The sequence below is a fragment of the Azospirillum griseum genome, from assembly GCF_003966125.1.
Classification (GTDB): Bacteria; Pseudomonadota; Alphaproteobacteria; order Azospirillales; family Azospirillaceae; genus Azospirillum; species Azospirillum griseum.
On the sequence record NZ_RXMA01000010.1, the window covers coordinates 58,930 to 79,545 of the forward strand.

Annotated in this window: 14 protein-coding genes; 13 read left to right on the top strand and 1 reads right to left on the bottom strand. The window is 68.7% G+C overall.

Going from position 1 to position 20,616, the window contains the following annotated elements; genetic code table 11:
- The first annotated feature begins 4 nt into the window (after positions 1 to 4).
- From EJ903_RS12415 to EJ903_RS12450, 8 genes are all read left to right on the top strand, one after another.
- Positions 5 to 1,039 (top strand): NAD(P)H-dependent flavin oxidoreductase, encoded by a 1,035-nt coding sequence (locus EJ903_RS12415; protein ID WP_126615632.1) that lies wholly within the window; start codon positions 5 to 7, stop codon positions 1,037 to 1,039.
- 78 nt (positions 1,040 to 1,117) lie between these two features.
- The gene (ptsP, locus tag EJ903_RS12420) at positions 1,118 to 3,385 is read left to right on the top strand and encodes a phosphoenolpyruvate--protein phosphotransferase (protein WP_126615634.1); all 2,268 of its coding nucleotides are present in this window, start codon (positions 1,118 to 1,120) and stop codon (positions 3,383 to 3,385) included.
- 147 nt (positions 3,386 to 3,532) lie between these two features.
- Positions 3,533 to 4,831 (top strand): helix-turn-helix domain-containing protein, encoded by a 1,299-nt coding sequence (locus EJ903_RS12425; RefSeq protein ID WP_126615636.1) that lies wholly within the window; start codon positions 3,533 to 3,535, stop codon positions 4,829 to 4,831.
- 75 nt (positions 4,832 to 4,906) lie between these two features.
- Entirely contained in the window at positions 4,907 to 6,022 is a 1,116-nt protein-coding gene (ispG, locus tag EJ903_RS12430; RefSeq protein WP_126615638.1) for a flavodoxin-dependent (E)-4-hydroxy-3-methylbut-2-enyl-diphosphate synthase, read from the top strand.
- 199 nt (positions 6,023 to 6,221) lie between these two features.
- Positions 6,222 to 7,574, top strand: a complete 1,353-nt coding sequence (gene hemA, locus EJ903_RS12435; protein ID WP_126615640.1) for a glutamyl-tRNA reductase — start codon at positions 6,222 to 6,224, stop codon at positions 7,572 to 7,574.
- A complete protein-coding gene (gene prfA, locus EJ903_RS12440; RefSeq protein WP_126615877.1) occupies positions 7,549 to 8,622 on the top strand; it encodes a peptide chain release factor 1 in 1,074 nt (357 codons plus the stop codon). Before hemA ends, prfA begins: the two co-directional genes overlap by 26 nt.
- Positions 8,623 to 8,662: 40 nt before the next feature.
- Positions 8,663 to 9,523, top strand: a complete 861-nt coding sequence (prmC, locus tag EJ903_RS12445; protein ID WP_126615880.1) for a peptide chain release factor N(5)-glutamine methyltransferase — start codon at positions 8,663 to 8,665, stop codon at positions 9,521 to 9,523.
- Positions 9,524 to 9,811: 288 nt separating this feature from the next.
- Entirely contained in the window at positions 9,812 to 10,261 is a 450-nt protein-coding gene (locus EJ903_RS12450; RefSeq protein WP_126615642.1) for a DUF4167 domain-containing protein, read from the top strand.
- Between the two features lie 158 nt (positions 10,262 to 10,419).
- Here EJ903_RS12450 and EJ903_RS12455 read toward each other — a convergent pair whose 3' ends face one another.
- Positions 10,420 to 11,193 carry an MOSC domain-containing protein gene (locus EJ903_RS12455; protein WP_126615644.1) on the bottom strand — a complete coding sequence of 258 codons (774 nt, stop codon included), beginning with the start codon at positions 11,191 to 11,193 and terminating at the stop codon, positions 10,420 to 10,422.
- Positions 11,194 to 11,341: 148 nt separating this feature from the next.
- Here EJ903_RS12455 and EJ903_RS12460 point away from each other — a divergent pair, with 148 nt between their 5' ends.
- The 5 genes from EJ903_RS12460 (at position 11,342) to EJ903_RS12480 (ending at position 20,414) form a co-directional block, all read left to right on the top strand.
- Positions 11,342 to 12,283, top strand: a complete 942-nt coding sequence (locus EJ903_RS12460; protein WP_126615646.1) for a hypothetical protein — start codon at positions 11,342 to 11,344, stop codon at positions 12,281 to 12,283.
- A complete protein-coding gene (locus EJ903_RS12465; RefSeq protein WP_126615648.1) occupies positions 12,270 to 14,324 on the top strand; it encodes a hypothetical protein in 2,055 nt (684 codons plus the stop codon). Before EJ903_RS12460 ends, EJ903_RS12465 begins: the two co-directional genes overlap by 14 nt.
- Positions 14,325 to 14,522: 198 nt before the next feature.
- Positions 14,523 to 17,153, top strand: coding sequence for an ATP-dependent chaperone ClpB (gene clpB, locus EJ903_RS12470; RefSeq protein ID WP_126615650.1), 2,631 nt, complete (start codon positions 14,523 to 14,525; stop codon positions 17,151 to 17,153).
- A 120-nt stretch (positions 17,154 to 17,273) separates the two neighbouring features.
- Positions 17,274 to 18,569, top strand: a complete 1,296-nt coding sequence (locus tag EJ903_RS12475) for an RsmB/NOP family class I SAM-dependent RNA methyltransferase (RefSeq protein WP_126615652.1) — start codon at positions 17,274 to 17,276, stop codon at positions 18,567 to 18,569.
- A gap of 159 nt (positions 18,570 to 18,728) precedes the next feature.
- Entirely contained in the window at positions 18,729 to 20,414 is a 1,686-nt protein-coding gene (locus EJ903_RS12480) for a heparinase II/III family protein (RefSeq protein WP_126615654.1), read from the top strand.
- Positions 20,415 to 20,616: the final 202 nt, after the last annotated feature.

Consider the following 20,616-nt stretch of genomic DNA (forward strand, 5'->3'; position numbering starts at 1 on the left):
GGCCATGACCGAAACCACGGCACGGGCGCGGCTCGACCAGCTTTGGGCGCGCGGGTGCGCCTTTCTCGGCACACGCACCGCCGTGATGGGCGGTGCGATGAGCTGGGTGTCCGAACGGCATCTGGTGGCGGCGATCTCCAACGCCGGGGGGTTCGGGGTGTTGGCCTGCGGGTCGATGCCGCCCGACGCCCTGGCGGCGGAAATCGCCGCCACCCGCGCGTTGACCGACAAGCCGTTCGGCGTGAACCTCATCAACATGCACCCCGAATTGCACCGGCTGATCGACGTCTGCCGGGAACAGGCGGTGGGGCATGTGGTGATCGCGGGCGGTTTGCCGTCCGGCGCGACGCTGACCCGCATCAAGGATGGCGGGGCCAAGGCCATGGCCTTCGCCCCCACGTTGGCCAGCGGGCGGCGTCTGGCCCGGCTGGGGGCCGACGCGCTGGTGATCGAGGGGACGGAGGCGGGCGGCCACATCGGCCCGGTTTCCACCACCGTGCTGGCGCAGGAAATCTTGCCCGATCTGCGCGAGGTCCCGGTGTTCGTCGCCGGTGGCATCGGGCGCGGCGAAGCCATTCTCTCCTATCTGGAGCTGGGGGCGGCGGGGGTGCAGATCGGCACGCGCTTTGTCTGCTCCACCGAATGCATCGCGCATCCCAATTTCAAAAAGGCGTTCATCCGCGCCTCGGCCCGCGACGCGCAGGCGTCGGTGCAGATCGACCCGCGTTTCCCGGTGATCCCCGTGCGCGCGCTCGCCAACGCGGGCAGCAAGGCGTTCCTGGACCGGCAACGGGCGGTGATCGCCAAGGTCGATGCGGGCGAACTGACCCGCGACGAAGGGCTGTTGGAGATCGAGCATTTCTGGGCGGGCGCGCTGCGCCGCGCCGTGATCGACGGCGACGTCGAATTCGGATCGCTGATGGCGGGGCAGAGCGTCGGCCTCGTCACCCGCGAACAGCCGGTGGCCGACATTCTGGCCGAATTGATCGCCCAGGCTGAAACGGCGCTGGCGGTTCGTCATCGGGTTGGGGCAGTCTGAGGGTTGTACTGGTAAGACCAATGGGTTGAGACGCCGGGCGGCACGCCCGGCCCCGGCAGGGTGGAAGGGGTGGAGAGCATGGGCAGGACCTACGATGGGGCCTCGTCGCGGCGTTTGCTGGCCTCTCTGCGCGACATCATGGCCGCGTCCGGGACCGGTCAGGAGCGGCTCGACAAGATCGTGTCGCTGATCGCGGCGGAGATGAGGGCCGATGTCTGCTCCTGCTACGTCATGCGCGCGGGCGAGGTGCTGGAGCTGTTCTCCACCGAGGGCCTGAACAAAACCGCCGTCCACAACACCCGCCTGCGCGTGGGCGAGGGCATCGTCGGCTACGTCGCCAACCACGCCCGCCCGGTGGCGCTGGACAACGCGCCATCCCATCCCAGCTTCGCCTACCGCCCGGAAACCGGCGAGGATCCCTTCCTGTCGCTGGCCGGTGTGCCGATTTTGCGCGGCAGCAAGGTGCGCGGCGTGCTGGTGATCCAGCACAAGGACCGCCGGGGCTATGCGGAGGAGGAGGTCGAAACCCTCCAGACCATCGCGATGGTGGTGGCCGAACTGATCGCCCAAAGCGAACTGGTCAGCCCGTCGGAGGTGTCCACCACCGGCGATCCCGTCCTGTTGCCCGCCCGCCTGTCCGGCACGGCGATGAGCGCCGGTCTGGCCATGGGGCTGGCGGTGATCCACCGCCCGCAACTCACCGTCCGCCAGATGGTGGCCGAGGACAGCGAAGCGGAGCTGGAGCGCTTCAACGCTGCGCTCGTCACCATGCACAGCGCCATCGATGACCTGCTGGAAGCGGTGACGCTGGCGGGGTTGGGCGAATCGCTGGACATTCTGGAAACCTACCGGATGTTCGCCGAGGATCGCGGCTGGCTGTCGCGCATCCGCGAGGCGATCCATGTCGGCCTGACGGCGGAAGCGGCGGTGCAGCAGGTGCAGAACGACACCCGCGCCCGCATGAGCCACCTGACCGACCCCTACATCCGCGAACGCGTGCAGGATCTGGAGGATCTGACCAACCGGCTGATGCAGCATCTGGCGGGCAAGACCTCCGGGGCCGACGCCGCGACCCAGCCGGATGACATGATCCTGGTCGCCCGCTCCATGGGACCGGCGGAGCTGCTGGATTACGACCGCTCCCGCCTGCGCGGGCTGCTGCTGGAGGAGGGGACGCCGTCCAGCCATGTTTGCATCGTCGCCCGTGCGCTGAACATCCCGGTTGTCCAGGCCAGCGAGGCGCTGAACCGGATCGAGCCGCTCGACCAGCTGATCGTCGATGGCGACCATGGCCAGGTCTTCATCCGGCCCGCCGAAGACATCCAGATGGCCTTTTCCGAAGCGGTGGCGTTGCAGCACCGCAAGGAGCAGATGTACGCCGAAATCCGCAGCCTGCCGTCGGTGACGCGCGACGGGGTGCCGATTTCGATCCAGTTGAATTGCGGCCTGCTGATCGACCTGCCGCATCTGAAGGCCAGCGGGGCGGAGGGCATCGGCCTGTACCGCACCGAAATCCCCTTCATGGTGCGCTCGTCCTACCCCGATGTGCAGGCGCAGACCGATCTGTACGCCCGCATCATCGACGAGGCGGGCGACAAGCCCGTGATTTTCCGCACGCTGGACGTCGGCGGTGACAAGATACTCCCCTACATGAGCGGCGAGGCGGAGGAAAACCCGGCCCTGGGCTGGCGCGCCGTGCGCATCGGGCTGGATCACCCGTCGCTGCTGCGCCAGCAACTGCGGGCGCTGCTGCTGGCCGCCGCCGGGCGTCCGCTGTCGGTGATGTTCCCGATGATCGCCGAGGTGGCGGAGTTCGACGGCGCGCGCCGTCTGCTGGATCTGGAGCTGAAGCGGCTGGCCGCCCAGGGGGTGGAGGCTCCCAGCCGCCTGCGCGTCGGCACGATGATCGAGGTGCCGTCCCTGCTCTGGCAGTTGCCCGCCCTGCTGCCGAAGCTGGATTTCCTGTCGGTCGGCTCCAACGACTTGACGCAATATCTGTTCGCGGCCGATCGCGGCAACCCGCGCACCTCCACCCGCTATGACTCGCTGTCGCCGCCGATGCTGTGCGTGCTGCGCCGTCTGGTCGATGAATGCGCCAGGCACAAGGTGTCGCTGAGCCTGTGCGGCGAAATGGCGGGGCGGCCGCTGGACGCCATGGCGCTGATCGGGGTCGGTTTCCGCACCCTGTCGATGTCGCCGCCGTCGGTCGGCCCGGTCAAGACCATGCTGCGCTCGCTGGAGGTGGCGGCGCTGCGCGATTACATGACCGGCCTCTATTTCGGCAGCGACCACAGCCTGCGCGACAAGCTGAAAACCTTCGCCAAGGACCACGGCGTGGACATCTGAACGGTCGTTTCAACGCTTGCCGGGCGTTGTCACCGGGGATGCGTCCCGCGCACGGTCATTCCGGTTGCGCCGCAGGGGTGGCTTGTCGTACCCCTTTTGGCAAAGGCGTCCGGTGGCGGGGCCTAGTGGCGAGCAGACGGCGATTCCATGGCCAAGCGCAAGGTTTTCGACAGCTTCGATTCGACCCCGACCGGCCCGACCGTGGCGCAGACGTTGCGGGACGCGCGTCTGGCGATGGGGCATGAACTGCGCGACGTCGCGACGATGCTGCGCATCCGCTATCCTTACCTGCAAGCCATCGAGGATGGCCGGTATCAGGATTTGCCGGGATCGGCCTACGCCGCTGGCTTCCTGCGCTCCTACGCCGAATATCTCGGCCTGGATCCGGTGGACATCGTCGCCCGGTACAAGGCCGAAGCGGCGGGCGCGATGCGCGACCAGGAGCTGTATCTGCCGACCCCGGCGACGGAGGAGCGGATCCCCGGCGGGACCCTGCTGCTGCTGACGCTGATCCTGGCCGGGGCCGTCTATGGCGGCTGGTATTATCTGTCGGCGACCGACCGGTCGATGGCCGATCTGGTCCCGCGTCTGCCCGACCGTCTGGTGTCGTTGCTCGACGCGCTGCCGACGAAGAGCGGCGGTCCGACCTCCGCCGCCGACAGCGCCCCGGCGGCTCCGGTTCAGGCTCCGGTGGTCGCCAACCTGTCCACCGCCGCTGCGCCGCCGGTGCCGCCGCTGGTGTCCGGTTCGACCGTGACCGCGCCGTTGGGCGCTCCGGCTCCGGCGGCCCATGGGACCATGACCACCACGACCGCTCCCGCCACGCCCGGCGCGAACGGGGCGGCGACCGCCGCCAGTGCCACCAGCGCCGCCGCCGCCAACGCTGCGGCCGCTGCGGCGGCAGCGCTTCCGCCCAGCCCGGCGGCCCCGGTGATGATTCCGCCCTTGCCCACCATCAAGCCCACCCCGTCGCCGGTGGTCGCCAGCGCGGCGGACGACGAGGATTCGGAAAGCTCGCCGCAGGAGCCGACGCCGTTGGCGGCGGCGGCGACCGCACAGGCGGCTTCCGCGCAAGCCGCCCAAACGGCGGCCAACGCTGCGGCGGCCAATACCACGGGGGCGAACGCCGCCCGCACCCCGGCGGAGCCAGCCAACCCGAACGCCAAGGTCTATGGGATGCAGAATCAGAATCCCAAGCTGATCATCAAGGCGACCCAGGAAAGCTGGCTGCAAATCCGCGATGGCAACGAGATCGTGTTCACCCGCGTGCTGAAGCCGGGCGACACCTACCGCGTGCCCGACAAGGTGGGCGTGCGCATCCGCACCGGCAACGCCGGTGGGCTGGTGGTGGTCGCCGACGGGGCGGAAAGCCAACCCTTGGGGTCGGTCGGCATGGTGCTGCGCGACGTTCCCATCGACGCCAGCGGCGTGGTGAAGAGCCGCTGACCCGTGGTCCACGCTTGAAACCATCGCGCCGGACCGCATGTCTGGCGTGATGGTGTTGCTTGTGAGAGGTCTGTCATGTCCGTTCGCGCCTATCGCCAGATTCTGCGCCGCAAGTCCCGGCAGATCCGGGTTGGCAACGTGTTGGTCGGCGGCGACGCGCCGATTTCGGTCCAGACCATGACCAACACCCCGACCACCGACGTCAAGGCGACGGTCGAGCAGATCCAAGCGGCGGAGCGGGTGGGGGTGGACATCGTCCGCGTGTCCTGCCCCGACCGGGAATCGGCCCTGGCGCTCAAGGACATCGTCAAACAGGTTTCGGTTCCGGTCGTCGCCGACATCCATTTCCATTACAAGCGCGCCATCGAGGCGGCGGAAAGCGGCGCGGCCTGCCTGCGCATCAACCCCGGCAACATCGGCTCGGCCGAGCGGGTGCGCGAGGTGGTGAGGGCGGCCAAGGATCACGGCTGTTCGATGCGCATCGGCGTCAACGCCGGGTCGCTGGAGCAGGATTTGCTGGAGAAATACGGCGAACCCTGCCCCGAAGCGATGGTGGAAAGCGCGCTCAATCACGCGAAAATCCTGGAAGACAATGATTTCCGCGAGTTCAAGATTTCGGTGAAGGCGTCCGATCCCTTCCTGGCCGTGGCCGCTTACCAGGGCTTGGCCGAGGCTTGCGACTATCCCCTGCACATCGGCATCACCGAGGCCGGGGGGCTGCGCGCGGGCACGGTCAAATCCTCCATCGGGCTGGGCATGCTGCTGTGGTCGGGCATTGGCGACACCGTGCGCGTGTCGCTGTCCGCCGAACCGGCGGAAGAGGTGCAGGTCGGCTACGAAATCCTGAAATCTCTGGGGCTGCGGCGGCGCGGGGTGACGGTGATCTCCTGCCCAAGCTGCGCCCGCCAGAATTTCGACGTCATCAAGACGGTGGAGATCCTGGAAGCCCGTCTGGCCCACATCACCACGCCGCTGACCCTGTCGGTGATCGGCTGCGTCGTCAACGGCCCGGGCGAGGCGCGGGAAACCGACATCGGCCTGACCGGCGGCGGCAACAACACCCACCAAATCTACCTGTCCGGCGTCACCGACCACCGGCTGAAGGACCAGGACATCGTCGCCCACCTCGTCGGTCTGGTCGAGAAAAAGGCGGCGGAGATCGAGGCGGCGAAAGCGGCGGCGGAGGGGTAAGGGTTTTTGTCCACCGATGAACACAGATAAACACAGATAGAAGAATGGATTGAAATTTTAGTGATCGTGGTGAGGCGCGTTCCTGACCTGATCACGCCTCGCCACGATAAAGATCATCTGTGTTTATCTGTGGAAAAATAAAACCTTTCCTCTCTCATTCAATCCCCCCGCAACTGGCAGGAATGAAACGACCCCCGGCGTGACCACCGCATCCTATCTTGTCATCGGCGCCAGCCACCGGACCTGTTCCGGGGTGATCCGTGATCGCCTCGCGACCGATGACGTGGAGGTGCCGGGCGTGCTGGAGCGGTTGCGGGCCGTCGGGGTGACGCAAGCGGTGTGGTTGAGCACCTGCGACCGGGTGGAGGTTCAGGCCGTCCACCCCCGCCCGAACGAGGCGGCGTTGGCCATCGCGGCGGTGATGGCGGAGCGGGTCGGGATGGCGGCGGCGGAGTTCACCGATCAGCTCTACATCCGCACCGGGCCGGAGGCGATCCGCCACCTGTTCGCGGTCGCCTGCTCCCTCGACAGCCAGATCATCGGCGAGCCGCACATTCTGGGCCAGTTGAAGGCCGCCCATCGCGGGGCGGCGACGCAGGGGGTGACCGGGCCGGAGTTGGAGGCGGTGTTGCAGGCCGCCTACGCCGCCGCCAAGCGGGTGCGCAGCGAAACCCCGATTGCGGAGGGGGCGACCTCGCTCGCCGCCGCCGCCATCCAGGTGGCGCGCGATCTGCACGGCGATTTGCGGCGCTGCGCGGCCCTGCTGATCGGGTTGGGCGACATGGGCACGCTGGTGCTGGACGGGCTGCGCGAGGCCGGTTTGCCGCGCCTGACCGTCGCCGCCCCGGTGGACCGCCGGGCCGAAGCGGCGTCGCGGCGGCTGTCCGGCCATTTCGCGCCGTGGGCCGATCTGGACGCGGCGCTGGCCGGGGCCGATATCGTCGTGACCGCGACCGGGTTGGGGCGCTATATCCTGTCCAGCGCGATGGTGGAGGTGGCGTTGAAGCGCCGCCGCCGCCGTCCGATCTTCGTCGTCGATGCGGCGATCCCGTCCGACGTCGATCCGGCGGTGGCCGGGATGGACGGGGCCTTCGTCTATGATCTGGCCGATCTGGAGCGGGTGGCGCTGCAAGGCCGGGTCGGGCGCGAAGCGGCGACGCAAGCCGCCTGGAGCATCGTGGAGGAGGCGGTCGCCGCCTTTGCCCGCGACCGCGCCGAACGGGCCGCCGTGCCCGCCGTGGCGGCGCTGCGGGCGCATTTCGAGCGGGAACGGCGGCGTCTGCTGGCCGATCACAGCGGGTTGGACGCCGGATCGGCCACCCGGCTGCTGGTGAACCGGCTGCTGCATCACCCGTCGGAAGCCCTGCGGGAACTGGCGGCGGATCCGGAGGGTGGGAACGCGATGGGGCTGGCCGAACGGGCGGCGGCGGAACGCTTGCTGTTCCGGCTGTTCCATCTGGACGGGGTGGCGGAGGAACGCGCGGCGACGGAGTGCGCCGGGCAGGACAGGGATGAGGACGAGCGACGTGAATCTGGACGACACCTTCAATAAGGTCGTGGCCCGCCATGACGAACTGCGCGACGCGCTCGCCGCCGGTCTGGTCGATTCCGGGGAGTTTTCCCGGCTGTCCAAGGAATACGCCGACCTTACCCCCATCGCCGACGCCATCCTGGCCCTGAAAAAGGCCAAGGGCGAAGCCGCCGATCTGGCCCAGATGATCGCCGACCCCGACGGCGACGCCGAGATGAAGGCGTTGGCGGAGGAGGAGTTCCGCGACCTGTCCAAGCGCATCCCGGAGTTCGAACGCCGGGTGCAACTGTCCCTGCTGCCCAAGGACGAGGCCGACGAAAAGAACGCCATCCTGGAGGTGCGCGCGGGCACCGGTGGGGACGAGGCCGGGCTGTTCGCCGCCGAACTGTTCGAGATGTACCGCCGCTACGCCGGTTTGCGCGGCTGGCGGTTCGAGGTGATGGACGTCAGCGAATCCGGTGTGGGCGGGTACAAGGAGGCGACGGCCAACATCACCGGGCGCAGCGTGTTCGCCCGGCTGAAGTTCGAATCCGGCGTCCACCGCGTGCAACGGGTTCCGGCGACGGAGGCGCAGGGCCGCATCCACACCTCCGCCGCCACCGTCGCCGTTCTGCCGGAAGCCGAAGAGGTGGACATCCACATCGACGAAAAGGATTTGCGGATCGACGTGTTCCGCTCCTCCGGCCCCGGCGGCCAGTCGGTCAACACCACCGACAGCGCGGTGCGCATCACCCATTTGCCGACCGGGCTGGTGGTCAGCCAGCAGGATGAGAAATCGCAACACAAGAACAAGGCCAAGGCGTTGAAGGTGCTGCGCGCCCGCCTGTACGATCTGGAGCGCGCCGCCAAGGACGCCGCCCGCGCCGCCGACCGCAAGAGCCAGGTCGGCAGCGGCGACCGTTCCGAACGCATCCGCACCTACAATTTCCCACAGGGCCGCGTCACCGACCACCGCATCAACCTGACGCTCTACAAGATCGACAAGATGATGGCGGGCGAAGCGCTCGACGAGTTTGTCGATGCCCTGGTGTCGGAGGATGAGGCCGCCCGTCTGGCCGACATGGGGTGAGGCCGCCCCTGCTTCACCCGAACGGAGACCCCCTGTGACGATCACCCTGTCCGCCCTGCGCCGTCTGGCCGAAACCCGCCTGCGCGGCGCGGGGGTGGACACCCCCGATCTGGACGCGCGGCTGCTGCTGGAACACGCGCTGGGCGTCACCCGCACGGATTTCATTACGAAATCGGAACAAATTATAGCGGCGACGGATCAGGCCCGCGCGCTGGCTCTGATCGACCGGCGCGCGGCGCGCGAGCCGGTGGGGCGCATCCTGGGGCATCGGGAGTTCTGGACGATCGATCTGGCCCTGAATCCCGACACGCTGGAACCCCGTCCCGACACCGAAACGGTGGTGGACGCGGTGCTGGCGGCGATCCCGGACCATGACGCGGCCTTGACCCTGCTGGATCTCGGCACCGGAACGGGCTGCATCCTGCTGGCGCTCCTGTCGGAACTGCCCAACGCGCGCGGTCTGGGGGTCGATCTCAGCCCGCTGGCGGTCGCGGCGGCCCGCGACAACGCCGACCGCAACGGGCTGGCGGCGCGGGCGCGCTTCCAAACCGGCGATTGGGCCAGTGACATCAAGGATCGTTTCGACATCGTTGTGTCAAACCCGCCCTACATCCCCAGCGCCGACATCGCCGCCCTTGCCCCGGAGGTGCGGGAGCATGACCCGATGCGCGCCCTGGATGGCGGGCCGGACGGGCTGGATCCCTACCGCGTCATCGCCGCCCAATTGCCGGACCTGCTGACTCCCGGCGGGCTGGTGGCGTTCGAGGTCGGCCAGGGGCAGGCGGCCGATGTCGCCGCCCTGCTGGAACGCCAGGGGTTGGGCGACATCGCCCGGCTGCGCGATCTGGGCGGGATCGAACGCTGCGTCCGCGCCCGGAACGGCGGCTCCACCGGGGGCTGAGAAAAGACGGGATGGGCAAAAAAAGGATTGGATTGACCGGCGGCGGCGGATAGTGTGCGGTGATACGACCGAGATTGTGGCGTGTGCGGGCCTTTGTGCCCTGGCGTGGGGCAACGCCGGGCGTTTCACCGCAACAGGCAGGCGCAGCCGCCCGAACCGTGTCGTTTGATCCCCGTGACCCATCCATGGATGACCATGGCGGGCTTGGCGGCCGAACCGAACAGGTCGGAAGGGCCGCTGCCGCGTTCCGGGGAATGCGCTTCTCTTGCATGGGGCCTTAAGAGCCGAATGAGACAGGGACCGAACTCCAGGCGTTCGCGTGGCCGTGGCAACAATGGCGGCGGGGGCGGGGGCGGTGGCGGTGGTGGCAACGGCGGCGGCAACAACGCCGGTCGCCGTCAGAATGTGCCGCTGCGCCATCAGAACTTCGACAGCAACGGGCCGGACGTGCGCATTCGCGGCAACGCGTGGCAGGTCCATGAGAAGTATCAGGCGCTGGCGCGCGACGCGATGTCGGCGGGCGACCGGGTGCAGGCGGAAAACTACCTGCAGCACGCGGAGCATTACCTCCGCATCATCAACCAGATCCAGGAATCGGAAAACCGCCAACGCGGCGGCGCACCGGCGTCCGGCCACGCCCAACCCTCCAGCAGCGCCGCGCAACCCGGCGATGATGAGGATGGCGGGGGCGAGGATGAGGCCGACGGCGTCGAAGAGCGCGCCACGGTCAACGCCTGAGGTCAACGCCTGACGGCTGGTGAGGGTCCGGGAAACCGTTGGCCCTCATCCGACCGTCGTGTTTCGGTTCGCCCCGCTTGCGCCGGGGTAGCGGACGGTGGGCCGTAAAGGCGGGCTGTGGAGCGTGGCCAGCAAATGAGGCTGTGTTCAGGCCCCGGTCAATTCCCCTCGGTCAGCTCCACCCGGTCGCCCAGGGCGATGCGCCCGTCGGCGATCACGCGGGCGCGCAGGGCGATGTGGGCGTGGCCATAACCGCGCTCCATGATCGGCCCCAGGGCCAGATCGGCCACGCCGCTGTCCGGATTCACGTTGTTGGCCGGGCGGCACTCCACCGCCTCGATCACGCGCAGGGTGGCCCCGCCGACGGTCAGTTCCCGCCCGATCCACGCCCGTTCGGCCCAGGGGGCCAGCCCATCCAGCAGCAGATTGGCGCGCATCCGGCGCGGGTCGATCGGCTGCTTGGCGATCCGCTCCTCCACATCGCGCAGGCTGGCGCGGTTCAGCAGCAGCAGCGACGGCTCCTCGGTGTCGCCGAACGACCCGCCGTCCTTGGCGTCGACCAGACGCGGCATGCCGGGGACGATGCCCGCCAGATAGGCGGCGAAAAACTGCTCCAGCAGCGTCCGCCCCATCGGCTGGTCCAACCGCCCGCGCGACACCTGCCGCCCGCCCCGCCGGATGATGAGCGACTGGGTGTCCTCATCGAACAGGGTGTCGAGCGCGGCCAGCTTTTCCGTGCGGTCCAGCGTGAAGAAATCGGAGGGCAACCGCCAACCGTCGGACTCCGTGTCCAACGCCGCCGGGCCGTGCAACAGCCCATAACGGCGGTCAAGCGGAATGGCCTGCCCGGCGGTCAGATCGACGGCGGGCAGATCCTGGCCGCTCAACCCCTTCACGGGGTAACGGCGAATGGCGGCGACGGTGGTGTTCATTGCACTGCACAATGAACAGGCTGGGGTCGGATCTGTCAACCACGGCGAAGGTCTGGGGGTGGTGAGCAAGCACCCTTATCGGTTGAATTTTGGTGTTCGCTCGTGTCATTTTGGCGGCGCTTCTTCCGCCACCGGCTCTTTGCTCCGCATGATTGATCTGCCCAGCGCCATCAACGATTACCGATCCCGTGGAGTCACCTCGTTCCATGCCCGGGCGGACAATGTTGCCTTTGAGGAAATTTTGTCGGCGGAGCGTGTGGCGGGTTACGTCGCGCACCCGTCTGTAACCCCTGATTGGGCGGAGCATCACAGCGGCTATGTTGGCGCGCGGATCAACCGCAGCGGGCGCGCTGTGCCGGAAACCTTTGAGGCGATCAACGGACCGGCCCATCTCAACCGGTTGGACGAGAACCAGTTCATCGTCCGGGTCGAGGCGGTCGATTGGGTGCTGAAGGAGAAGGGCCTCAGCGTCGCCCAGCTTGTTGGTTGGTGGGCGGTGGTGAAGGGCGCGGCCAAAGCGGACCCGCATGAGCGGGAAGAGGCGCAAGACAGCCTGGATGAGCTGTTCGATGTCTGGAACCGCAAACGCGACAACCGGCCCATCTTCGCCGGGTTCGAGGGGGATGTGGCGGATGATCTGGCGGCTTTGGATTGGCCCAACCGCCTGCGCGACCGCTGGGGCCTGGGGCATTACGCGCCCTTTTCCGGCCAGAGCATCACGGTTCTGCTGATGCGCTATGCGGTTCGGGATGTGGTGAAGACGGTTGCCAAGCGGGGCGGCGCTGCCTTTGCCCGGCCCACGGCGTTGGATGGTGGGTTGAACGACTGGTTTTTTTCCGCGCCGAAAGGCGTGTCGTTCGGTCGGGCGATGGATCTGCAACCCGATGGGAATTGCGAGCGCCACGTTGCGGAAATTCTGCATCAGCGTATAGACTACCGCGTCAGCCACGCGGCGCGGCTGGGTGCGATCACCGCGCCATTGCCCGCCGTGTCGCTGCGGCAGCGGCGCAACGATCACCTCGCCTGTTTGCAGTATCACAGCGACCGGGACGATTTCGGACAGGACATTCCCGCGCATGTCGTCGATTGATCCCATTCCCCCGCGCCCGGATCATCCGTGGTGGGCGGACTTCGAAGCGGACCCGGCGGCGGCGTTCGATGGGGTGATCCGTAGCGTTGCGGTTCCGTTTCCCTACAGCCGTGGCGAACCGCGCGAGGCGCTGGCCCTGCTGTTCGGGGCCTTGTCCGAACAGGACGCGCTGCGCGCCCAACTGGATCAGACGCTGGGCGACTGGATCGAGCGGCGGCGGCACGACGAGCCAGACCGGCGGCTCTCCTATGGCCTGGAACGCTACATTCAGGAGCTGTCCGACGCCCTGCATCTGATCCACCGGCTGGATCTGCGGAACAGCGCGGAGCGGTTGCGGCGGGGTTATTTTCTGTATCGCGGTTGGTTTGGCGCGCTGCGGTTGAACGACGCGCGCGACGCGCTGGGCGCCTTTTGGACGGTGTTGGCCCACAGCCAGACCGACGCCCGGTTCCTGTCGCGCTGGTACGCCCTGTGCGAAGAGGCGGCGCGGGCGCGCAACCCGGTGGATCTGTCCATCGGGCTGCTGGGGTTGCGGCAATTGCCCGCCGATGGCGATCCCAAACCGCTGGACGCCGCCCTGTCCGGTCTGGCCCGTTGGGGGGCGCTGTTGGGCGAACAGGACCACGCGCGTTTCCGGCGGCAATGGCGTGCCTTGCGCGCGCTGTACCCCCGTGGGCCGCAGGCCTGGGTGGATCACGTCCTGCCGCTGCTGAAGGGGCGCAACGAACCCTTCGCCGACTGGTGGCGGGCGGAGTTGCCGAAGACGAAGGGCGGCGGGGCGCGAGGGGGCTTTGCGGTCAATCCTCCCTTGGCACGCGTTCAGAGTCTTGCCGAGCGCATCGGTTACGAGCCGATTGAACGCGTCCGCCCAGACATTGAACGGTTGATCGACGACCAACTCCACTACGCCGAAGCGACTGGTGTGTCGCATTACGTGGTGCGGACGGCTTGCAACATCGGGACGCGGGTTTTGGCTGACGCGCCCGACCTGGCGTACCGGCTGGCCCGCATCGCCGTGCGCTGGGAACCGCACAACCCCTTTGGTTGGAATTTGTGGAGCGCTTCACTGATTGGTCTGGGGCGAGACGATCTGGCTGAATTGCTGATGTGGGACATCACCCGCCGTTTTCCCGACGATGCAGCTAGCCGCCCCGCGCTGGCGGAGCTTCTGGGGCGGACGGGCCGTGATGCGGAGGCCGAGGCGCTGTACCGGGCGACGATGGACCGCTTCCCGGACAATGATGTCAGCCGCACCGCCTTCATCACCCTGCTGATCCGCCGGTCGCGTCTGGCGGAGGCGGAACGGTGGTTGCCCGACCTGCGTCGTTTGAATACTGAGAGCGCCAACAACCTCACCGCTGCGCTCAACCGGGCCAAGCGGGGGGAGCCGCCGTTTGCCGGGCACGGATCGACGACGCGCGCGTCTGTGGGGAACGCCCGCGACCTCGATGCGGAGGCGGTGCGCGGCGATGGCCGGGCGGCGCGGGCCGCGTTCCGCCTGTCGATGGCGGCGGATGGCGCAGCGGGGGGCGACCCGTGGCGGGAGGCGGCGGAGGCGGAGTTGGCCGACCTGTTGCGCGACCGTCCCGACCACGCCGCCGCGCGGCTCATCCAGGTCCGCCACGCCCAAGCCGGGGCGGCGGATCGGGCGGCGCGCTGGGCGGCGTTGGCCTGTGCCTATCCCAACGATTACGGCCTGCGGCTGGACGCCGCGCGCGCGACGGCGGACGCGGCGGCGTTGGCGGGTTTGATGGAGGATTTTCCCCGCCGCGCCCCGGTCACGCGGCTGGCCCGTTTGCAAGCGGGGCTAGGCGACGCCGCCGACGCGCACCAGCTGACCGACTGGCTGGCGGACAAGGTGCAGGATGGTGATCCGGTCCTGTCCAGCCTGTGGACCAGCCTGACGACCCGCATCGGCCCATCGCCTGACCCGCAGCGCCTGACCGCTCTGGCGCAGAATGATCCATCGGGATGGCTGGCGATCCGTTTGTCCGACGCCGCCTTTGCCGCCACCGGCGACGCGCTGCCGCTGGTTGCCTGACGTCCCCTCCGGCCCCTGTCTCTGAGCCGCGACGTTTCTCCGCACCCCCTTTGCGGCGATGCCCTTTCCCGCGCCATGGTCTTGCGTGGCGGATGGCCATGACTACATCTGGTGCAGCATCCTTGCGGATCGCACATTCGTGGATCGGAACGACCGGGCTGCCGCGCGGACGGTCGTCGGAAGAAGGGGGGCCGCCTCATGGATTTCGAGAAATACACCGAACGCAGCCGGGGCTTTGTCCAGGCCGCGCAGACGCTGGCGACCCGGCGGGGCCATCAGCGGCTGACGCCGGAACATCTGCTGAAAACCCTGCTGGACGACAAGGAGGGGCTGGCCGCCAACCTGATCCGCGCCGCCGGGGGCGATCCCGTGGCCGCGCTGTCCGCCGTGGACGCGGAGCTGGACAAGCAGCCGAAGGTGGAGGGCAGCGGGGCCGGGCAACTGTTCCTGTCGCCCGAGCTGTCGCGCGTCTTCGAACAGGCGGAAAAGGTCGCGGAAAAGGCCGGGGACAGCTTCGTCACCGCCGAACGCATCCTGCTGGCCCTGACGATGGCCGACGGCACCCCGTCCGCCCGGCTGCTGAAGGCGGCGGGCGTCACCCCGCAGGGGCTGAACACCGCGATCAACCAGGTCCGCAAGGGCCGCACCGCCGACAGCGCCAGCGCCGAGCAGGGCTATGACGCGCTGAAGAAATACGCCCGCGACCTGACCGAATCGGCGCGCGAGGGCAAGCTGGATCCCGTGATCGGGCGCGACGAGGAAATCCGCCGCACCATCCAGGTTCTGGCCCGCCGGACCAAGAACAACCCGGTTCTGATCGGCGAACCCGGCGTCGGCAAGACCGCCATCGTCGAAGGGCTGGCCCAGCGCATCGTCAAGGGCGACGTGCCGGAGGGGCTGAAGAACAAGCGGCTGCTGGCGCTCGACCTCGGCGCGATGGTGGCCGGGGCCAAATACCGTGGCGAGTTCGAGGAGCGGCTGAAGGCCGTGCTGTCGGAAATCCAGGCGGCGGCGGGCGAGATCGTCGTGTTCATCGACGAGCTGCACACGCTGGTCGGGGCGGGCAAGGCCGATGGGGCGATGGACGCCTCCAACATGCTGAAACCGGCGCTGGCGCGCGGCGAGCTGCATTGCGTCGGCGCAACCACGCTGGACGAATACCGCAAGCACATCGAAAAGGACGCCGCACTGGCCCGCCGTTTCCAATCGGTCTTCGTGCCCGAACCGACGGTGGAGGACACCATCTCCATCCTGCGCGGGCTGAAGGAGCGGTACGAGGTCCATCACGGCGTGCGCGTGACCGACGCGGCCATCGTCGCGGCGGCCACCCTGTCCAACCGCTACATCACCGACCGCTTCCTGCCCGACAAGGCCATCGACCTGATCGACGAGGCGGCGAGCCGCCTGCGCATGGCGGTGGACACCAAGCCGGAACACATCGACGAACTCGACCGCCGCATCATCCAGTTGAAGATCGAACGCGAGGCGCTGAAGCGCGAGTCCGATCAAGGCTCCAAGGACCGTTTCGCCAATCTGGAACGCGAACTGGCGGAACTGGAGCAGGAATCGGCCGAACTGACCGCCAAATGGCAGGCGGAGAAGGACCAGCTTCAGGGCGCGCAGCGGATCAAGGAGGATCTGGAAAAGGCGCGGACCGAACTGGACGCCGCCCAGCGCGCGGGCAACTGGGGCCGGGCGGGCGAGCTGACCTACAGCGTCATCCCCAGCCTGGACAGCGCGCTGAAGGCCGCCGAGGCGCACGCCGCGAACCGGATGCTGAACGAGGAGGTGCGCGACACCGACATCGCCGGGGTGGTCAGCCGTTGGACCGGCGTGCCGGTGGACAAGATGCTGGCGGGCGAGCGGGAAAAGCTGCTGGCGATGGAAAGCCGCCTGCGCGGCCGGGTCATCGGCCAGGAGGAGGCGATCGTCGCCGTGGCCAACGCCGTCCGCCGGTCGCGGGCGGGGTTGCAGGATCCCAACCGTCCCATCGGCTCCTTCCTGTTCCTCGGCCCCACCGGCGTCGGCAAGACCGAACTGACCAAGGCGCTGGCCGAATTCCTGTTCGACGACGAAACCGCCATGGTCCGGCTCGACATGTCGGAATACATGGAGAAACACTCCGTCGCCCGCATGATCGGCGCGCCCCCGGGCTATGTCGGCTATGAGGAGGGCGGGGCGCTGACCGAGGCGGTGCGCCGTCGGCCCTATCAGGTCGTGCTGTTCGACGAGGTGGAAAAGGCCCACCCGGACGTTTTCAACGTGCTGCTTCAGGTGCTCGACGACGGGCGTTTGACCGATGGGCAGGGGCGGACGGTGGATTTCCGCAACGTCGTCATCATCATGACCTCCAATCTCGGCTCGCAGGCGCTGGCCGAACAGGCGGAGGGCGAGGATTCCTCCGCCGTGCGCGGCGAGGTGATGGAGGCGGTGCGGGCGCATTTCCGCCCCGAATTCCTCAACCGGCTCGACGAGATCCTGCTGTTCCACCGGCTCGACCGGCGGCACATGGGCGGCATCGTCACCATCCAGCTGGGGCGTCTGGTCAAGATGCTGGCCGACCGCGACATCACCCTGGAGGTGGACGCGGCGGCGACCGAATGGCTGGCCGAGGCGGGCTATGACCCCGTCTATGGCGCGCGGCCGCTGAAGCGGGTGATCCAGCGCGAGCTGCAAAACCCGCTCGCCACCATGATCCTGGAGGGCTGCGTCAGCGACGGCCAGACGGTCACGGTGGGGGCGGAGGCCGGGGTGCTGACCATCAACGGCGTGGCGGTGTCCGAACAGGGCCGCCGCACCGACGCGCCGGTCGCCAAGACCGTGCATTGACGGCGCGCTGACCGGAACGGCGCGCCCGTCTCCCGCCACAGGGGGGGGATGGGCGCGGCGTTCTGCGAATTCCCAAACAGCCCCATCGACACCGGCATCTGAGCGCGCTAGATCCAGGCGATGACCGACACCACCCTCGCCGCTCGCGGCGTCGCGCTTGATCTGCTGCGCGACGTGCTGCGCAAGTCCGTTCCCTTTGACGACGCGTTCGACGCGCACCCCGACCTTGCCGGGCTGGAGCCGCGCGACCGTGGTTTCGTCCGTGTGCTGGTCGCCACGGTGCTGCGCCGTCTGGGCCAGATCGACGAGCTGATCCAGACCAGCCTCGCCAAGCCGGGGCTGCCCAAGGCGGCGATCCACGACATGCTGCGGTTGGGGGTGGCGCAACTGGTCTTCCTCAACACCCCGCCGCACGCCGCCGTGGACACGGCGGTGGAGCTGGCGGCCCAGCGCAACGCGGCCCCCTACAAGGGCCTGATCAACGCGGTGCTGCGCCGGATCGGGCGGGAGGGCGCGACGCTGGCGGCCCAGCAGGACGCCGGGCGGCTCAACACCCCCGATTGGATGTGGCTGTCCTGGCGCACCGCCTACGGCACGGCGCGGGCGCGCGGGATTGTCGAGGCGCACCTGCACGAGGCCCCGCTCGACTTCACCGCCAAGAACGACCCGGCCCCCTGGGCGGAGCGGTTGGAGGCGGCGTTGCTGCCCACCGGCACGCTGCGGCGGACGACCAGCGGTTCCGTGCCGGAATTGCCGGGCTTTGACGAGGGCGCGTGGTGGGTTCAGGATCTGGCCGCCGCGCTGCCCGCCAAGCTGTTCGGCGATCTGCGCGGCAAGCGCGTGTTCGATCTGTGCGCCGCCCCCGGCGGCAAGACGGCGCAACTGGCCGCGCAGGGTGCCCGCGTCACCGCGCTCGACCGCTCGGCCAAGCGGCTGGAGCGGGTGACGGAAAACCTCGCCCGCCTGCGGCTGGAGGCCGAGGTCATCACCGCCGACGCGGCGGCCTGGACGCCGGAGGAGGCCGCCGACGCGGTGCTGCTCGACGCCCCCTGTTCGGCCACCGGCGCGGTGCGCCGCCACCCCGACATCCTGCGGGTCAAGACGCCCGACGACATCGCCAAGCTGGCCAAGGCGCAAGGGCGGCTGCTGGCCCACGCGGTCGATCTGACCAAGCCGGGCGGGACGCTGATCTACTGCACCTGCTCCATCCAGCCGGAGGAGGGCGAGGCGCAGATCACCCGCCTGCTGGCGCGCGACGCGCGGGTGCAACGCCACCCCATCACCCCGCACGAGTTGGGCGGTTTGACCGAGATCCTGAATCCGCTGGGCGAGGTGCGTTCGCTGCCCGGCATGCTGGCCGATCTGGGCGGCATCGACGGGTTCTTTGTGTCCCGGCTGCGGCGTGTCGGCGCATGATTGGGCGCATGATTCATGGCGGCCCGGCGGTTCCGTGCCTTGCGGCGGCGGCGGTGACTTGATAGGACACAGTCATGCCCCTGTCCTTGCTGCACCGCACCGCAACACGCCTGCCCGCCGGCCGTTTCCGCCGTCAGCGGTCCTGAAGGGGTGGCCGCGATGGGCAAGGGGGCGGGCAAGGGGGCGGGCAGGGCCTCGGGCGGCGGCGGGCGGTTCCGCAGCGGACTCGCGCGGATCGCCTACGGCAACCCCCTCTATTCCTTGATCTTGAGCGGACGGGCACCGGCGGCGCTGGCCGTCGTTCCGCCCGATCCCTGGCCCGGCGACCCCAGCGATGGTTCGGCCTTTCTGGCCGGAATGCTGCGCATGGCCGGGCAATCCATGGCCATCGACCCCAACGGTGAACCGCCCTGGCGGATGCCGGGGGCCAGCCCGGTTTGGTTGAAGGCGCTGCACGGATTCGACTGGATGCGCGACCTGCGCGCCGTCGGCGGCGACATGGCGCGGCGGCGGGCGCGGGTGCTGGTCTGGTCCTGGCTGGAACACAATGGCGGCTGGAACAGCCAAGGTTGGGCACCCGACACCCTGGGCACCCGGGTCGCCAACTGGATCGGCCTGCATGATTTCTACTGCGCGTCGGCTGACGACGAGTTTCGCGCGCGGGTGTTCGAGCATCTTGGGCGGCAGGTCCGCCATCTGGCCCGCGTCCTGCCCGCCCGGTTGGACGGCGCGCCACTGATCGCCGCGATCAAGGGGCTGGTCTATGGCGGTTTCTGCCTGCCCGGTCTGGAGCGGGCGGGGCAGGACGGCTTGCGGCTGCTCGACCGCGCCCTGCCGGGCCAGATCCTGCCCGATGGCGGGCATGTGGAACGCAACCCGTCGGCGCATCTGCGGGTGCTGCGCGACCTGATCGACATCCGCGCGGTGCTGCGGGTGGCCCGCGTCGAGGCCCCGGAATCCCTGCAACCGGCCATCGAGCGGATGACTCCGGCCCTGCGCTTCTTCCGCCACGGCGACGGCGGTCTGGCCCTGTTCAACGGCGGGCGGGAGGAGGAACCGGCGCTGGTGGACACCGTGCTGGCCCAGGCCGACGTCCGTGGCCGCACCCTGCGCAGCGCCCCCCACAGCGGCTATGAGCGGTTGATCGCCGCGCGCACCCTGGTCCTGCTCGACACCGGCGCGCCGCCCTCGGCCGGGTTGGACCGGATGGCCCACGCCGGAACCCTGTCGATGGAGATGTCCGTCAACAAGGAGCGGCTGATCGTCAATTGCGGCAGCCACCCGGCCCAGCGCGGGCCGTGGCGCTTGGCGCTGGCCGGATCGGCGGCCCATTCCACCGTCGTCGTCGCCGACACCAATTCGGCGGAGGTGCTGGAGGCGGGCGGGCTTGGCCGCCGCCCCGCGCATGTCGGCTGCGAGCGGCAGGAATCGGGCAGCGCCGTTCTGGTCGTCGCCACCCACAACGGCTACAGCAAGGGGTTCAGCCTGCTGCACCGCCGCCGCGTCTATCTGGCCGACAACGGTGAGGATCTGCGCGGCGAGGACACGCTGGAACCGGTGCTCGGCGCGCAGGCGACCGACCAGCCCTTCGCCATCCGCTTCCACCTGCACCCGACGGTGCAACCGATCCTGGTGCAGGGCGGGGCGCAGGTGATCCTGCGTTTGCCCAGCGGCAACGTGTGGCGGTTGCGGGCGACCGGCGTGGCGCTGGAACTGGCCGAAAGCATCTATCTGGGGACCGGCGACGAACCGCGCCGCACCATCCAGATCGTGATGCACGGGCATAGCGGCCCCGACGGCGTGACGGTCAAATGGGCCTTGCGCCGCGAACGCAAGGCGGCGTAAATCCCGCCATCCGCCGTGGCCGGACCTGATCGCCGAGGCGCTTCGCATCAGCGGACGGGAACGGAGGCACGGACGAACAGGATCGACGCACGGACGAACGCGGGGTATTCACTCTGTGTTTATCTGTGTTCATCGGTGGACACAAACCGGGTTGCGGCCCGGTTGGGCTTTCCACAGATAAACACCGATAAACACGGATGAT

What these genes read in the sequence shown, in the direction of transcription:
- EJ903_RS12415 (WP_126615632.1), top strand. Translation starts at nt 5, where the DNA reads ATGACCGAAACCACGGCACGGGCGCGGCTCGACCAGCTTTGGGCGCGC.
- ptsP (WP_126615634.1), top strand. Translation starts at nt 1,118, where the DNA reads ATGGGCAGGACCTACGATGGGGCCTCGTCGCGGCGTTTGCTGGCCTCT.
- EJ903_RS12425 (WP_126615636.1), top strand. Translation starts at nt 3,533, where the DNA reads ATGGCCAAGCGCAAGGTTTTCGACAGCTTCGATTCGACCCCGACCGGC.
- ispG (WP_126615638.1), top strand. Translation starts at nt 4,907, where the DNA reads ATGTCCGTTCGCGCCTATCGCCAGATTCTGCGCCGCAAGTCCCGGCAG.
- EJ903_RS12450 (WP_126615642.1), top strand. Translation starts at nt 9,812, where the DNA reads ATGAGACAGGGACCGAACTCCAGGCGTTCGCGTGGCCGTGGCAACAAT.
- EJ903_RS12455 (WP_126615644.1), bottom strand. Translation starts at nt 11,193, where the DNA reads ATGAACACCACCGTCGCCGCCATTCGCCGTTACCCCGTGAAGGGGTTG.
- EJ903_RS12460 (WP_126615646.1), top strand. Translation starts at nt 11,342, where the DNA reads ATGATTGATCTGCCCAGCGCCATCAACGATTACCGATCCCGTGGAGTC.
- EJ903_RS12465 (WP_126615648.1), top strand. Translation starts at nt 12,270, where the DNA reads ATGTCGTCGATTGATCCCATTCCCCCGCGCCCGGATCATCCGTGGTGG.
- clpB (WP_126615650.1), top strand. Translation starts at nt 14,523, where the DNA reads ATGGATTTCGAGAAATACACCGAACGCAGCCGGGGCTTTGTCCAGGCC.
- EJ903_RS12475 (WP_126615652.1), top strand. Translation starts at nt 17,274, where the DNA reads ATGACCGACACCACCCTCGCCGCTCGCGGCGTCGCGCTTGATCTGCTG.
- EJ903_RS12480 (WP_126615654.1), top strand. Translation starts at nt 18,729, where the DNA reads ATGGGCAAGGGGGCGGGCAAGGGGGCGGGCAGGGCCTCGGGCGGCGGC.